This window comes from Streptomyces callyspongiae (assembly GCF_047200695.1).
Classification (GTDB): Bacteria; Actinomycetota; Actinomycetes; order Streptomycetales; family Streptomycetaceae; genus Streptomyces.
Map to the genome: position 1 here is coordinate 20,343 of NZ_JBJZOM010000001.1, position 15,227 is coordinate 35,569.

The 15,227-nt window shown below is 73.1% G+C and carries 12 protein-coding genes and 1 pseudogene; 4 read left to right on the top strand and 9 right to left on the bottom strand.

All coding sequences use genetic code 11. The features are described 5' to 3' along the window. Positions 1 to 70: 70 nt before the first annotated feature. The 7 genes and pseudogenes from ACL06G_RS00075 to ssd form a co-directional block, all read right to left on the bottom strand. Positions 71 to 343 (bottom strand): annotated as a pseudogene (locus ACL06G_RS00075) (Rv3654c family TadE-like protein); the annotation flags it as partial. Next, positions 340 to 789 (bottom strand): TadE family type IV pilus minor pilin, encoded by a 450-nt coding sequence (locus ACL06G_RS00080; protein ID WP_412835137.1) that lies wholly within the window; start codon positions 787 to 789, stop codon positions 340 to 342. The gene ACL06G_RS00080 and the pseudogene ACL06G_RS00075, both read right to left, overlap by 4 nt. Continuing rightward, positions 776 to 1,015, bottom strand: coding sequence for a DUF4244 domain-containing protein (locus tag ACL06G_RS00085; RefSeq protein ID WP_412788016.1), 240 nt, complete (start codon positions 1,013 to 1,015; stop codon positions 776 to 778). Before ACL06G_RS00085 ends, ACL06G_RS00080 begins: the two co-directional genes overlap by 14 nt. A 147-nt stretch (positions 1,016 to 1,162) precedes the next feature. After that, complete coding sequence (locus ACL06G_RS00090; protein ID WP_412835138.1) at positions 1,163 to 2,032, bottom strand: type II secretion system F family protein; 870 nt, start codon at positions 2,030 to 2,032, stop codon at positions 1,163 to 1,165. Continuing rightward, on the bottom strand, positions 2,029 to 2,673 hold the full coding sequence (locus ACL06G_RS00095) for a type II secretion system F family protein (protein ID WP_412788018.1): 645 nt from the start codon (positions 2,671 to 2,673) through the stop codon (positions 2,029 to 2,031). Before ACL06G_RS00095 ends, ACL06G_RS00090 begins: the two co-directional genes overlap by 4 nt. Before the next feature lie 317 nt (positions 2,674 to 2,990). Further along, the gene (locus ACL06G_RS00100; protein ID WP_412788023.1) at positions 2,991 to 4,133 is read right to left on the bottom strand and encodes a TadA family conjugal transfer-associated ATPase; all 1,143 of its coding nucleotides are present in this window, start codon (positions 4,131 to 4,133) and stop codon (positions 2,991 to 2,993) included. 158 nt (positions 4,134 to 4,291) lie between these two features. Beyond that, positions 4,292 to 5,488, bottom strand: a complete 1,197-nt coding sequence (gene ssd, locus ACL06G_RS00105) for a septum site-determining protein Ssd (protein ID WP_412835139.1) — start codon at positions 5,486 to 5,488, stop codon at positions 4,292 to 4,294. 486 nt (positions 5,489 to 5,974) lie between these two features. Here ssd and ACL06G_RS00110 point away from each other — a divergent pair, with 486 nt between their 5' ends. Continuing rightward, the gene (locus ACL06G_RS00110; RefSeq protein ID WP_412788020.1) at positions 5,975 to 6,814 is read left to right on the top strand and encodes an HAD family hydrolase; all 840 of its coding nucleotides are present in this window, start codon (positions 5,975 to 5,977) and stop codon (positions 6,812 to 6,814) included. Between the two features lie 345 nt (positions 6,815 to 7,159). On the opposite strand, the gene ACL06G_RS00115 is transcribed toward ACL06G_RS00110, so the two are convergent. Next, positions 7,160 to 7,996: a Fic family protein gene (locus tag ACL06G_RS00115; RefSeq protein WP_412788021.1), complete on the bottom strand. Its 837-nt coding sequence runs from the start codon at positions 7,994 to 7,996 to the stop codon at positions 7,160 to 7,162. A 105-nt stretch (positions 7,997 to 8,101) separates the two neighbouring features. Here ACL06G_RS00115 and ACL06G_RS00120 point away from each other — a divergent pair, with 105 nt between their 5' ends. Then, entirely contained in the window at positions 8,102 to 9,085 is a 984-nt protein-coding gene (locus ACL06G_RS00120; RefSeq protein ID WP_412788022.1) for an ATP-binding protein, read from the top strand. Between the two features lie 51 nt (positions 9,086 to 9,136). Here ACL06G_RS00120 and ACL06G_RS00125 read toward each other — a convergent pair whose 3' ends face one another. Then, on the bottom strand, positions 9,137 to 10,402 hold the full coding sequence (locus ACL06G_RS00125) for a polysaccharide deacetylase family protein (protein WP_412835140.1): 1,266 nt from the start codon (positions 10,400 to 10,402) through the stop codon (positions 9,137 to 9,139). Between the two features lie 296 nt (positions 10,403 to 10,698). On the opposite strand from ACL06G_RS00125, the gene ACL06G_RS00130 reads away from it, so the two are divergent. Next, positions 10,699 to 13,107: a SulP family inorganic anion transporter gene (locus tag ACL06G_RS00130; RefSeq protein ID WP_412835141.1), complete on the top strand. Its 2,409-nt coding sequence runs from the start codon at positions 10,699 to 10,701 to the stop codon at positions 13,105 to 13,107. A gap of 113 nt (positions 13,108 to 13,220) precedes the next feature. Further along, a complete protein-coding gene (acs, locus tag ACL06G_RS00135) occupies positions 13,221 to 15,185 on the top strand; it encodes an acetate--CoA ligase (protein WP_412784892.1) in 1,965 nt (654 codons plus the stop codon). Positions 15,186 to 15,227 lie beyond the last annotated feature (42 nt).

Below are 15,227 nucleotides of genomic sequence, written 5' to 3' on the forward strand. Positions count from 1 at the left end.
CGGCCCAGGCGGGGCCCGCCCGGGAGCGGGCGCGTGCGAGGTGGGGGCCGGTGCGCACAGTGGCGGTGACGTCGGCGAACTCACCGGTCAGGGAGCAGCGCGGCAACCGCGCCCCGTGGCGGGCCGCCACCCGCCGCGCGACGGAGCACGCGCGCGCGGGGCCGTCGAGGGCCCGGCGGGCGGCGGCCAGGGCCGCGAGATCCGCCGCACCGGCAGCCCGGTGCCGGGCTGCCACCACCTGACCGAGCACCAGCACGGCAGCGCACACGGTGCACAGTCCCAGCACGGACACCACCGCCCACACCGACGCCGAGCCGCGGTCGCCGTCGCGCGGCGCGCTCATCGGGCACGCCCCGCGTCCGCGGCCGGCCCGGTTCCCGCACCGTCGCGCGCGTAGGTGTCCTCGGCGAGTGCGACGGCCTCCGCCTCCAGCGGGATCGCCAGCGGGCCCGGGCCTCTCGCGCGGGCGGAGACATGGACCCTGACCAGCTCTCCCGCACGCGACACGTCGATGCGGGCCCCTTCCGGGGCCACTGACCGCGCCAGTCTGCGCACCGCGGGGCCGGACTCGCCGCGCGCGGCGGCGCGAGCACCCGCGCCCGCACCGTCCACGCACTGCACCAGTCCCGCCGCCGCGGTCAGGCCCCACAGCATCATGGCGGCGAGCAGCACCAGGGACGGCACCACCACCGCCGTCTCCGCGGTGACGTAGCCCGCGTCACCGCCGTCCGCGCCGTCCGCTCTGCCTCCCGGGGCGCGGAGAGCGGCGCGTGCCTCAGAAGGACACATCGAGCGCCCGTTCCACGAGGCCCTGCATCGCCTCGCTGACCGGCCCGCTCGAGACCACCTTGTAGAGCACGGCGGCGAACCCGCAGGCGGCGAGCGTTCCCACGGCGTACTCGGCCGTGCTCATTCCGGCGTCCCGCCGGCCGCGCAGCGCCGACACCCGTCGGGCTCCCCACCTGCGCACCCGGCTCTGCGCGCGTCGGCCGTGCCGCTGCGACATCTGCTGCATGGTTCTCTCCTCTTCGGTCGTTCTCGGTGATCGATGGATCCGCGGTGGTTCGTGGGTCCGGGATCGTTCGTGGATCCGCGGGGTCGGGCGACGGCCGGGGCCCTGCGGCGTGCGGCCGGCGGGCGTCTCGCCGGGTGGCCCTCGCCGTCAGAGCAGGGAGCGGGCCAGCCCGACGACGACCGGGGCGACGCCGAGGGCGAGGAAGGCCGGCAGAAAGCACAGTCCGAGCGGTCCGGTGACCTGCACGGCCACCCGTCTCGCACGGGCGGTCGCCCGCCGGGCGCGCCGCGCCCGGCACTCGGCGGCCAGCCGTATCACCGCCGCCACGGGCGGTACGCCGGAGCTTCCTGCCCGCTCCAGGCAGCGGGCCAGCCCCTCGCATCCGGGGGTCTCGCCGAACCGCTGCCAGACGTCGGACGGCCGGGCGCCGAGGCGCAGCTGCGTCGCCGCGTGGACCAGGCCCTCACCGAGCGGGCCCCCGGTGGAGCGGCCCACGGCCCGGGCGGCCTCGACGGTGCTGGAACCGGCTGCCAGACATGCGGCGAGCAGCTCCGAGGCCAGGGGCAGCCGGCGTTCGACCTCCCGGGCCCGTGCGAGCGCAGCGGCACGGTCCGCGACGTTCCCGGTGCGCCGACGGCTGCGGTGGTGGTAGTGCCAAGCCGCCAGTCCGACGACGGCGCCACCCCACCCTCCAGCCGTTCCGCCGACGGCCACGGCCCCGCACGCGGCACCACCGAGGACGGCCCCTACGTTCTGGAGGAGCTGCCGCCCGCTGCCGCCCGGGCGGCCCAGGTCACCGCTCCGGGCAGCTGCCCGGCGCACCGACCGCAGTGGACCGCCCGGACCGGCACGCACCGGCCCGAGGACGGTCTGCCGTCTGCGGCGGCGCACGTACCTCTCACGCCATCCGAGGAACCCCACTGCTGCGGCTCCCGACGCCATCGCCAGTGCGAGCACCCACCACAGCGGGGTGGCCCCGCCGGAACCACCCGCCCCGGCGACCAGTGTCGTCCTCACGACCCCTCCTCCGCTGCCCGGACCAGTCGGTTCACCCAGGCCGATCCGGCCCATTCGAGGGCTCCGCCGACCGCGAGGCAGATCAGTCCCGCCGGTGTGTGGAGCAGGACCCCGAGAGGTTCGGCACCCATGGCCGTCCCCAGCAGGAGTCCGCAGCCGGGCAGCAGCGCCAGCACTGCCGCCGTCGACCGGGGCCCGGCCAACTGGGCGCGGACGTCCTCGCGTTGGTCCCGTTCGGCCCGCAGCGCGTCGGCCACGTGGTCCAGCCCGTCCGCAAGACCGGCTCCCCGGTCCGCGGAGACCTGCCAACAGGCCGCTGCTCCCCGCAGTCCTTCCGCTCCCGGCAGCCGCGCAGCGCGTTGCAGGGCGGTTGCCACCTCGCCGCCGAACCGGGCTGCTGCCAGCAGCGCCGCCCCCTCGCGACCCCACCGTCCGGCCCCCGCCGCCAGCAGCGCGCCGCCCGGGTGCCGCCCGGAACGCAGTTCGCCCGCAGCCGCCGTGCACAGCGAGATGACCGCGTCCTCCCGGTCCGCGGCGGCCGCGCGAGCGCGGCGGGCCCGCAGGACGCGGGCGGTGACGGGAACGGCCGCGGCCCCCAGGAGCACGGGCAGGACGGATTGTCCCCAGAGGGCGAGGAACACCCCGGCCGGGAAGCACCACCAGGCCCGACCGCAGGAGACAGCCGCTACGAGCAGGCGACGCAGCGCGGAGCGACCGCGTCCGGTCGGTGCCCCGCCGCTTCGCGGACCGTCGGGCCGCCGCAGTCGGGTCGTGACCGCCCCGCCCGTGCACCACGCACGCCGGGCCCACGGCGGCCCAATCCCCGGCGGGTACCCGAGGGCCGTCCGTGCCCGGGACCGCCCCGGCCCCAGCCGGCTCGTGGCGCACCAGCCAAGGAGCGCGGCGCAGATCAGGACGGCGCAGAACGTCCCCTCCGCGAGGCCGTCGGAGAGATGCGTCATCGGGCGCCTGCCCGGTGACAGAGAGCGTGCAGTCGCGGCGCTCCCTGCTCCGCGACGAACCCCGCCCGGCCCCAGCGCACGGCAGGAGCCGTGGTGACCAGGCCCCGGGCGTCCCGCTCCAGCACGTGGATCTCGGCGACGCGCCGTCCGCCGTCGCGGTCCCGCACCAGGTGCACGACGGCGTCCAGCGCAGCCGCCAACTGGCTGTGGAGAGCGGCCCTGTCGAGACCGGCGGTGGCCGCCAGTGCCTCCAGCCGGGCCGGTACGTCCGCCGCCGCGTTGGCATGGACCGTTCCCGATCCTCCGTCATGGCCGGTGTTGAGGGCCATCAGCAGGTCGGTGACCTCGCTGCCCCGCACCTCGCCGACCACGAGCCGGTCGGGCCGCATCCTCAGCGCCTGTCGGACGAGGTCCCGCAGGTCGACGCGTCCCGCGCCTTCCTGGTTGGGCGGGCGGGACTCCAGGCGCACGACGTGGGGGTGGTCGGGCCGCAGTTCCGCCGAGTCCTCCGCCAGGACGATCCGTTCGCGGTGCCCGACGAGACCGAGCAGGCAGGACAGCAGGGTGGTCTTCCCACTTCCCGTGCCGCCGCTGACGAGGAAGGACAGCCGCGCGTCGAGCATGGCGCGGAGCACCCGGTCCCCGCCGGGCGGCACGGTGCCCGCCGCGATCAGCTCGTCGAGGTCGAAGGCCCGCGACCGCACGACCCGCAGCGAGAGGCAGGTCGCGTCGACCGCGACGGGCGGGAGCACCGCGTGCAGGCGGGTACCGTCCGGCAGGCGCGCGTCCACCCAGGGCCGGGCATCGTCCAGTCGCCGGCCGGCGGAGGTGGCCAGCCGCTGGGCGAGGCGGCGTACGGCGGCCTCGTCGGGGAATCGCACAGCGGCGCGTTCCAGGCCGGCGCCCCGATCCACCCAGACCTCGTCCGGGCGGGTGACCAGGACGTCGGTCACCCGGGAGTCGGCGAGCAGGGGCTCCAGCGGGCCCGTGCCGATCATCTCCGAACGGAGCGTCTCGACGACGCGGAGCACCGCGCTGTCGCCGAGCAGCCGCCCCTGCGCCCGCAGGGCCGCGGCGACCCGCGCCGGTGTGGGCTCCGCCCCGGTCTCGGCGAGCCGGAGGCGTACCGATTCGAGCAGCGCAGGGCCCGCGGAGGGGTCGTCGTGCTCCGGCCGGGCGCCCGCTCGCGGGGCCGCCCCGTGCCGGATAGCCGCGTTCGGGGACGGCCCGTGCAGGATCGGCGCCGGCCCGGCGCCGGAGCCGGCCGGCGCCGCGGACGCGGGCACGGGCGGACGGTTCACGACGCTCCGCCCCCTTCGGTTCCTCGCACCCGTCCGGTCCTTCCGACTGCCGTGCCGGCCGCCGCACCGGCGGACGCCAGGGACCGCTGCCAGAACTCGCGCGAGAACCGGGCGAGGGCGCCCCGGTCGTCGTGGCCCGGGGGCACACCGGAGTCCACGGCCTCCGGCAGCCCGCTCTCCCAGGGCAGTTCACCGGCCAGCGGCAGATCGAGCAGGCGGGCGGTCTCCTGCTCGTCCAGGCCTCGCCCGTACGTTCCGCCGGGGGCGCGGTCCGGCGGGCGCACCACCACGCGCAGGTCGCGCAGCACCGTCCGCGCGGTGCGTGCGACGCGGTGCGCGGCGGCGACGGCCCGGAGCTCGGCAGGGACCACGAGCAGTGCCAGGTCCAGCTGCGCCAGGAGTTCGGCGGTCGTGTCGTCGAGGCGGCGGGGCAGGTCGACGACCACCGCGCCGCCCCCGCGGCGGGCCGCCGAGAGGACGGACCGCACAGCTTCCTGGGGGAGCGCCACCGCGTCGCCGCGGTCCCAGCTGAGCACGCTGAGGTCGTGGAGTCTCGGCAGCGATTCCACCAGGGCCGCGGCTCCCACGCGTCCACGTGACGCGGCGAGCGCGGGCCAGCGCACTCCCTCGGCGCGTTCTCCGCCGAGCAGCACGTCGAGGCCGCCGCCGAGCGGATCGCCGTCCACGAGGAGGGTGCGGCTCCCGCGCCGGGCGGCCGAGAGCGCCAGGGCGCAAGCAAGGGTGGAGGCTCCTGCTCCGCCCCGGCCCCCGATCACGCCGACGGTGAGAGCGGGGTCTCCGACGTCCTCCGCCGCATCGGCGATGCGTCCGGTGAGCCAGCTCTCGGCATCGGGCAGCATCACCACGCCCTCGGCCCCGATCCGGACCCCGCGTTCCCAGACGCCCGGGTCGTCCAGGTCCCTTCCGATCAGCAGCACACCCGGGCGACGTGCGCTGCCGGGCGGCCCGGTGCCGTCGCCGCCCAGTCCCGTGGAGACAGCTGCGCAGTCGTCTCCGACCAGGACGAGCGGGGCCCGTTCCCAGGCGTCCGCGGCATTCCAGCGCGACCATGCCGACCGTTCGGCAGGGGCGCCGTGCGCCACACACGTCTCCGCGCCGGCGGCCGCGCAGAGCCGGAGGAGATCATCCAGCAGCTCCTCGTCCTCCGTCACGATCAAGATGGATTCGGCCACGGTGCCGACCCCCTTCACCTGTCGTTCCGCCACGCTCGCAACGACCTGCGGGCGTCTTCCGAAACACCGTCGCGTGCACGGCAGGAACGTGGGGATCGCGAAGCGAATCTGTGGACAACCGGAAGGTTGTGAATAACTCGGCGACCCGTTCCGGTGACGTTCGGAGCGAAGCTTCCCGATTACGCGCAGTGAGGGTTTACTGGGAGCCGTGAGCCGGTGCTTCCCGGCGGCGCGGGAGTCCTGCTCAACAGGACGCGGGAGAAGGGAGAGAAGGGAGAGCAGCGGTCGGGGCCGCGCAAAAAGCCCCCGGACATGCGACGACCCCCGCCGGGGGGGAGAGCGGGGGTCGTCTCCACGGCCGACTCGGGGGGGAGGAGCCGGACCGGGTTAGCACGGTCGCGAACGATCCGTGACTTCCATGGTGTACCCGAAGGCCTTCTCAGGCAAACCCACGCGCCACAGCTTACGCCGAATGGTGGGCGCCCTATGCTCGGGGCCGTGGAAAACCAGTCGCTACCCCGTACTGCCGCCTTCTTCGACCTGGACAAGACGGTCATTGCGAAGTCGAGCGCACTCACCTTCGGAAGGTCCTTCTACGAGGGGGGCCTCATCAATCGCCGCGCCGTACTGCGCACCGCCTACACCCAGTTCGTCTTTCTGGCCGGCGGAGCGGACCACGACCAGATGGAACGGATGAGGCGGTACCTGTCGGACCTCTGCCGCGGCTGGAACGTCCAGCACGTGCGCGACATCGTGGCGGAGACGCTGCACGACAGGATCGATCCGATCATCTACGACGAGGCCGCCACCCTCATCGAGCAGCACCACCTCGAGGGCCGGGACGTCGTGATCGTCTCGACCTCGGGCGCCGAAGTGGTGGAGCCCATCGGCAGGATGCTCGGCGCCGACCGCGTCGTGGCCACCCGCATGGTGGTGGAGGACGGGTACTTCACCGGGGACGTGGAGTACTACGCCTACGGCCCCACGAAGGCGGAGGCCATCGCCGAGCTGGCGGCCGAGGAGGGCTACGACCTGAGCCGGTGCTACGCCTACAGCGACTCGGCGACGGACCTGCCCATGCTGGAGGCCGTCGGCCACCCCCACGCGGTCAACGCCGACCGTGCGCTGCGCAAGGAGGCCCTGGCCCGCGGCTGGCCGGTGCTCAACTTCTCCAGGCCGGTGCCGCTGAAGGAGCGGCTTCCGTCCTGGACGATGCCCACCCGGCCAGCGCTGGCGGTGGCCGGTGCGGCGGTCCTGGCAGCCGCCGCCACCGCGGGAATCGTCTGGTACAGCGGGCGGCGGCGGGCCCGTCCCGGCACCGCGTGAACGGGAGGGCAAAGATCTCCCGCCCCGGGGTTCCTGTGGATCTCCCCGCGCGGTACAAAAGAGACAACGGCCCGCGAGACCAGTGGCATCCGAGAGGATCCCGCCAACGCACCAAGGCCCCACGGACCGCCTGCATGAACATCGGGCACCCACGCGCAGCCGACCCGCGATTCGGGCCAGTCGCACCAGGTGACGGGCAAAGTCCCGACCTGATGGACGCTATGTGGAGCACGCACTGGTAACCCGGTGGACATGCCAGCGGCGGTATCGCAGAGCGGTACCGCCGCATCCGCTCCTCCTCACGGCCACGATGCCGGGCCCCGCCGCGGCTCGCGTCGGCCACATTCAGGCGGCCCCGCGCTGCAGCGCCTCGCACACCGCCGTGCTCTCGCGGCTTCCCAGCTCTGCCGCCCGCCCGCAGTGGGCGATCCAGTCGGCCACGCCCTGCGCCGTCCCGGAGGCGTAGCCGGCGAGAGCCGCCCGGTACGCGCCCTCGCCCTGTTCGGCATGCCCGACCTCGGAGGGGGCCACCGCCTTGGGGTCGAGCCCGCTGCCCACCATCACGATGCGCTCGGCCGACCGCGCCACCAGCCCGTTGCACGAACGGAAGGGCCTGAGCACCCGCAGTTCGGCGTGCACGACTGCCGCCGTCACCAGGGCGGGCGCCTCGGAGGGGGAGACCAGCAGGCGGGTGAGGGCCGTCAGGCGCGCCGCGACCTCGTCGGCGTCCGGCAGCGGCAGGTCGAGCCTGTCGTCGGCCACGCTCTCGCCCGCACGCCGCGGCCGGCCGACGAAGTCCTGCGTCTCGTTGCCGCCGACGGCTACGAGGTGCAACCTGGCCAGCACCCGCATCGGCGACTGCCGCCAGACGTCCAGCAGGTGTCCCGACTCGGCCGTGGCCCGCAGGGCACCGCCGACGGTGCGGGCCTCGCCGTCGACGCCGAAGTCGCTGCGCCGGCGCACTTCCTCCAATGCCCAATCGGCACCGTCGAGGGCGGCCGAGGCGCGGGCTCCGCGCAGCGCGGCCTCCGCACTGACCTCGGCGCTGCGACGACGCATCACCCGGTGCCCGTACACCTGGTCCACGGCCTTCCGCACCGAGGCCACGGCCTGCGGTACGCCGGGCAGTTCCGCGAGAGGGGCGAGGGGGTCGTCGGGGGAGCGGTCAGCGGTGTTACCCATGCGTATGAGCCTACGCACACCGGCTCACCGTGAGGCACCCCGATCGAGTGGTCTTGTTCACGCAGCGTCGCAACCCTCCGTGAGCATCCGACTACGCTGGTGAACATGAAGATCGCTTTCGTGGGAAAGGGCGGCAGCGGCAAGACCACGCTGTCCTCACTGTTCATCCGGCATCTCACCGCGGCGGGCGCACCCGTTCTGGCGGTCGACGCCGACATCAACCAGCACCTGGGGCAGGCGCTCGGCCTGGACGAGGCCGCTGCGGCGTCCCTGCCCGCGATGGGCGCGCAACTCCCCCTCATCAAGGAGCACCTGCGGGGCACGAACCCGCGCATCGCCTCCGCCGACACGATGATCAAGACGACTCCTCCGGGGACGGGTTCCCGGCTGCTCCGGGTCACCGAGGACAACCCGGTCTTCGAGGCCTGCGCGCGCCGCGTTCCGCTGGAGGGCGGCGATGCCCGGCTCCTCGCGACCGGGCCGTTCGAGGAGTCCGACCTGGGTGTGGCCTGCTACCACTCCAAGGTCGGCGCCGTCGAGCTCTGCCTCAACCATCTCGTGGACGGCCGTGGGGAGTACGTCGTCGTCGACATGACCGCGGGCAGCGACTCGTTCGCCTCGGGCATGTTCACGCGGTTCGACGTGACCTTCCTCGTCGCCGAACCGACGCGGAAGGGTGTGGCGGTCTACCGCCAGTACCGCGACTACGCGCGCGATTTCGGGGTCCGCCTGTGCGTGGTGGGGAACAAGGTGCAGGACCGGGAGGATCTGGAGTTCCTGCGGGAGCAGGTGGGAACGGATCTGCTGACCGTCCTGGGCCATTCGGAGTGGGTACGTGCGGCGGAGCGCGGCAGGCCGCGGCCGCTGTCCGCGCTGGCGGAGGGCGACCGCGCCGCGCTGGAGACGCTGCGGGAGACGGTGGACGCGGCGCACGCGGACCGCGACTGGGAGCGGTACACGCGGCAGATGGTCCACTTCCACCTGCGCAACGCGGAGAGTTGGGGGAACGCGCGGACCGGGACCGACCTGGCGGCCCAGATCGATCCCGGTTTCGTGCTCCGCGAGAAGCCGGCGCCGCAGCCCGCCTGACCCCCGGAGCCGCCGGCGCGGCGGTGCCGAGCACCGGCACCGCCGTCCCGGCTACTGCGTACCGCGCTCCTGCCGACGGGGGCCGCCCGCCTTCGGCGAGGGCTTCCGCGCGAGGAATTCCTCCCAGCCTTCGGCGGGTTTCTCGCCGACTCCAAGGGTGCGGAGCCGGGCGAGGACCTCGGGGTCCTGCGCGTCGAGCCAGTCGACGAGCTGGCGGAAGGAGACGCAGCGGACGTCCTCGAGGGAGCACACCTTCGTGATGACGTCCTCCAGGGCGTCCATGTAGATGCCGCCGTTCCACTGCTCGAAGTGGTTGCCGACGATCATCGGGGCCCGGTTGCCGTCGTAGGCGCGGCGGAAGCCCTGCATCAACCCGTCGTGCCACTGCTTGCGCCACGCCGGCCGGTTCGCCGGCGCACCGTTGACGGTGCCGGACTGGTTGGCCAGGAAGTTGTAGTCCATCGACAGCGTCTCGAACGCACGCCCCGGCATCGGGATCTGCTGGAGCGGCAGGTCCCACAGGCCCTGCTCCTTGTCCGGCCAGACCTGGGTGCCGTTGCCGCTGGAGTCGTAACGGAAGCCCAGTTCCGCAGCCGCGGGCAGCAGGTTCTCCCGCCCCTCCAGGCAGGGCGTACGGCCGCCGACGAGTTCGGCGTCGTAGTCGAAGGGCAGCGGCGGGGTACCGTCCAGGCCGGTGGTGGTGCGCCAGTGCTGGACGAACCACTTCGCCTGCCGGATCTCGCTCTTCCACTCGTCGCTCGTCCAGGCACCGACGCCGTCGGGGCCGCAGAAGTGGCCGTTGAAGTGGGTGCCGACCTCGCTGCCGTCGAGCCAGGCCAGTCGCAGCTGTTCGAGGGTGGCGCGGATGTGGTCGTCGTTGAGGAATCCGATGTCGGAGGCGCCCGCGGTGTGGCGGGGCGGGTGGTAGCGCTCCCGGGAGTCCTCGGGCAGGACGTAGAGGCCGCTGAGGAAGTAGGTCATCGACGCGTCGTGCTCGGCGGCCAGCCGGCGGAAGCGGGAGAACAGCCGGTTGCCGTCCTCGCCCGCGCCGTCCCAGGAGAACACCACGAACTGCGGGGGTTTCTCGCCGGGGGCCAGGCGGGTGGGGACGGGCTGGTTCGGCTGACGCCCGGTCACCGCGGTCGATCCGTCCCCCAGGACCCTCACCTGCCGCTCCGGCCTGCCCCGCGGCGCCTCGTCGTCCGATCCGGGACGGGATTTCTCCGGGGCCGAGGTACCGCCCGCGCACCCGCCGAGCAGAACCGCCAACGCGACCAGTGCGGCCGTGCCCGCGAGCCGGCGTCTGGTGGCCGTCATGTTCACCTCGCATTCGCATGTCAGGACATGCCGTCATTCGAGACATTTGTGTAACTGATGACAGCTCAACCTGACACGGCGACAGCGGAGAATTCGTATGACAAGCGGACTGAATGCCTTTTTCACTCGCTCGACGGAACCTCTCCCACGATCGCCGTCCTCGACTTCTCCAAGTCTTTACGTTCTCTTACGCTTCATTTACCGACACGCTGCGTAGTCATCGCATGTCGTGCGGCGAGCAAGCGTTGGTGAACGACCGGGAACGACGGAGAACGACCGCGAGGAGGTACCGCTCGATGCCCACCTGTGCCCCCGCACGACCGCCGCATCACGACGACGGAGCCGGAGGACACGAGGACTCCAGGAGTACGCTGCGCGCCCGACGCCGCAGCCGCCACGCAGCCGACCTGTCGGCTTCCGTGACGGTCTTCCTCATCGCCCTGCCGCTCTCGCTCGGCATCGCACTGACCGCCGGAGCTCCGCTCCAGGCCGGTCTGGTCGCGGCCGCGGTGGGCGGCATCGTCGGCGGCCGCCTCGGCGGGGCACCCCTCCAGATCGGCGGCCCCGCCGCCGGGCTCACCGTCGTCACCGCGGACCTCATCGCCACCCACGGCTGGCGCACCACCTGTGCCCTGACGGTAGGAGCGGGCCTCGTCCAGCTTCTGCTGGGGCGCCTGCGCGTGGCACGTTCCGCGCTGGCGGTCAGCCCGGCCATCGTGCACGGCATGCTCGCCGGTATCGGCGTCACCATCGCACTCGCCCAGCTCCACATCATGCTCGGCGGCACCCCCGAGAGCTCCCCCGTCGCCAACGCCCTGGCCCTGCCCGGCCAGCTGACGGAACCGCACCCCGTCGCCCTCGCTGTCGGCAGTCTCACCGTCGCCGTGCTGCTCGCCTGGCCCCACCTGCGGCGCCTGCCCGGCCGACCGGGCAGGTGGACCGGCCGGCTCCCTGCGGCCCTGGCCGCCGTGGGCCTCGCGACGGCCGCCGCCTCACTCACCGACCTCCGCGTCGCCCGGGTAGACCTGCCGTCCTGGCAGAGCCACGCGCTGCCCGGCATGCCGGAGGGGGCGTTCACGGGGCTGCTCGCCGGCGTGCTGACCATCACCGTGGTCTCCGGCGTTCAGACGCTGCTTTCCGCGGTCGCGATGGACAAACTCACCGCCTCGCGCACCGGGGACACGCAGGTGCCGCGGGCGGACCTCGATCGCGAACTGCGCGGACTCGGCGCGTCCAACGTCGTCTCCGGTGCCCTCGGCGGCCTGCCCGTGGCCGGAGTGGCGGTCCGCAGCTCGGCCAACGTGGCCGCCGGCGCCGTCAGCCGGAACTCCTCGATCCTCCACGGGGTGTGGGTGATGCTGGCAGCATGGCTGGCCGTCGCCCTGCTGGAGCAGATCCCGCTGGCAGCACTGGCCGCACTGGTGATGGTGGTCGGGGTGCAGATGGTCAACATCACCCACATCCGCACCGTGACCCGGCACCGCGAGGCCCTGGTCTACGCGGCGACGCTGGCCGGCGTGGTGTTCCTCGGCGTCCTGGAAGGGGTCGGCCTCGGAATCGCGGTCGCGGTGACCGTCGCCCTGCACCGCCTGGCGCGGACCCGCGTGAGTGTCGAGCCGGCCGGTGACACCCACCGGGTCCGCGTACGGGGACAGCTCACCTTCCTCGCCGTCCCCCGCCTCAGCAGGGCGCTGGCGCAGGTCCCCGAAGGGGCCTCCGCCAGGGTGGAGCTGGACGGCTCCTTCATCGACCACGCAGCCTTCGAGACACTCCAGGAGTGGCGCCTCTCGCACGAGGCGCGCGGCGGCAGCGCGGAGCTGTGCGGCCGGGAAGGACGCCAGATCGCGGAACCCTCCTCCCACGCCTGCTCGCCGTGGACTCCCTGGCGGAACCACCACTGCACCCGCCCGGAGGCGGAGGAACACCACGCCCACCCCCCGCACCGCCGGCAGTTGCTCGGCGGACTGCGCAACTTCCAGCGCCGGACGGCACCTCTGGTGCGGGCGGAACTCGCACGGCTGGCGGAGGAGGGGCAGCGGCCCTCCCAACTCTTCCTCACCTGCGCCGACTCCCGCCTCGTGACCAGCATGATCACATCGAGCGGCCCCGGTGACCTCTTCACGGTGCGCAACGTCGGAAACCTGGTACCGCTGCCCGGCGACGAGCGGCAGGACGCCTCGGTGGCCGCCGCGATCGAGTACGCGGTGGAGGTGCTCCAGGTCGAATCGATCACGGTGTGCGGCCACTCGGGCTGCGGGGCGATGCAGGCCCTGCAGGCCACGGACTCCGCCGGGCAGGACACGGCACTGGGCCGGTGGTTGCGCCACGGCAGGCCGAGCGTGCACCGAATGACCGAGCACCCCGCATCCGTACCGCGCATCGCGGGCCGGAACGCGGACGGGCTGGAACGGCTGTGCCTGACGAACATCGTTCAGCAGCTCGAGCACCTGCTGGCCCACCCCCCGGTCGCCACGCGCGTCGCCGAAGGCCGGCTCGAACTGCACGGCATGTACTTCCACGTGGCCGAGGCCCAGGCATACGTCATGGACCCGTGGCCGCCCTCCGGGGGCGCCGCCCCCGACGGAACAGCGCTCCGCGCCCCGGAGTTCGTACCGGTCGAGGGCGGCGACCTGCGCTCCTCGGAGGAACACCACGCCCGTCGCGGCTGCGGCTCGGAGGTCGAAGCCGCAGGTGCACGGCAGTGACTCCCGACGCGAAAGGTATACACCACCTCCCCGCGTCAGCCCTTGTCAGAGAGGTGCTGGGCTGATGAGCTAGGGCACGGGACACAACGGACACCCTGGGAAAGGGAGATGTCGTGAGCAACGAGAGCCTGGCCAACCTGCTCAAGGAGGAGCGCCGCTTCACTCCGCCTGCCGAGCTGGCCGCACACGCCAATGTCACCGCGGCGGCCTACGAGCAGGCGAGGACCGACCGGCTGGGCTTCTGGGCCGAGCAGGCACGCCGCCTGACCTGGGGCACCGAGCCCACCGAGACGCTGGACTGGTCCAACCCACCGTTCGCCAAGTGGTTCGCCGACGGCAAGCTGAACGTGGCCTACAACTGCGTCGACCGGCACGTGGAGGCGGGGCACGGCGACCGGGTGGCCTTCCACTTCGAGGGTGAGCCGGGCGACTCCCGCACGCTCACCTACGCCGATCTGCAGCGCGAGGTGTCCAAGGCGGCCAACGCGCTGACCGAGCTCGGTGTGGAGGCGGGGGACCGGGTAGCCGTCTACATGCCGATGATCCCGGAGACCGTCGTCGCCATGCTGGCCTGTGCCCGCATCGGCGCCCCGCACTCCGTGGTGTTCGGAGGGTTCTCCGCCGACGCCCTGGCCACTCGCATCCAGGACGCGGACGCCCGCGTGGTGATCACCGCCGACGGCGGGTACCGCAAGGGCGCGCCCAGCGCCCTCAAGCCTGCTGTGGACGAGGCCCTGACCCGGCCGGGCACGGAGAACGTGCGCTCGGTGCTGGTGGTGCGCCGCACGGGCCAGGAGGACGTGGCGTGGACCGACGGCCGCGACGTCTGGTGGCACGAGCTCGTCGAGCGCCAGTCCGACCAGCACACCCCGCAGGACTTCGATGCCGAGCACCCGCTGTTCATCCTCTACACCTCAGGCACGACGGGTAAGCCGAAGGGCATCCTGCACACCACGGGCGGCTACCTGACGCAGGTCGCCTACACCCACCACGCCGTCTTCGACCTCAAGCCGGAATCCGACGTCTTCTGGTGCACCGCCGACGTTGGCTGGGTGACCGGCCACTCGTACATCGTCTACGGCCCGCTGGCCAACGGCGCGACGGAGGTCCTCTACGAGGGCACCCCCGACACCCCGCACAAGGGCCGCTGGTGGGAGATCGTCGAGAAGTACGGTGTGACGCTGCTCTACACCGCGCCGACCGCGATCCGCGCCGCGATGAAGTGGGGCGACGACATCCCGGCGAAGTTCGACCTGTCCTCGCTCCGCATCCTGGGCTCAGTGGGCGAACCGATCAATCCGGAGGCGTGGGTCTGGTACCGGCACCACATCGGCGGCGACCGCACGCCCGTCGTGGACACCTGGTGGCAGACGGAGACCGGCGGCGTGATGATCAGCCCGCTGCCCGGCGTGACCGAGGCCAAGCCCGGCTCGGCCCAGGTGCCGCTCCCCGGCATCTCCGCAACGGTGGTCGACGACGAGGCACACGAAGTCCCGGACGGCGGCGGCGGGTACCTCGTCCTCACCGAGCCGTGGCCCTCGATGCTCCGCACCATCTGGGGCGACGACAAGCGGTTCCTGGACACCTACTGGTCCCGCTTCGAGGGCAAGTACTTCGCCGGTGACGGCGCCAAGAAGGACGACGACGGCGACGTGTGGCTGCTGGGCCGGGTCGACGACGTGATGCTCGTCTCCGGCCACAACATCTCCACCACCGAGGTCGAGTCGGCCCTGGTCGCGCACCCGAAGGTGGCCGAGGCCGCCGTGGTCGGCGCGACCGACCCGCAGACCACGCAGGCGATCGTCGCCTTCGTCATCCTGCGCGGTTCGGCGGCGGAGGACGAGGGCCTCACCGAGGAACTGCGGCAGCACGTCGGCAAGCAGCTCGGGCCGATCGCCAAGCCCAAGAAGATCCTCGCCGTGGCGGAACTCCCCAAGACCCGCTCCGGCAAGATCATGCGGCGCCTGCTCCGCGACGTCGCGGAGAACCGTCAACGAGGCGACGTCAGCACCCTCACCGACTCCTCGGTGATGGATCTGATCGAGGCGAAGATGCCGAGCGCCCCCAGCGAGGACTGAGCCGCCCGGCCCTCGTCGGGCCGAGACGGCAGACAGGAGGGC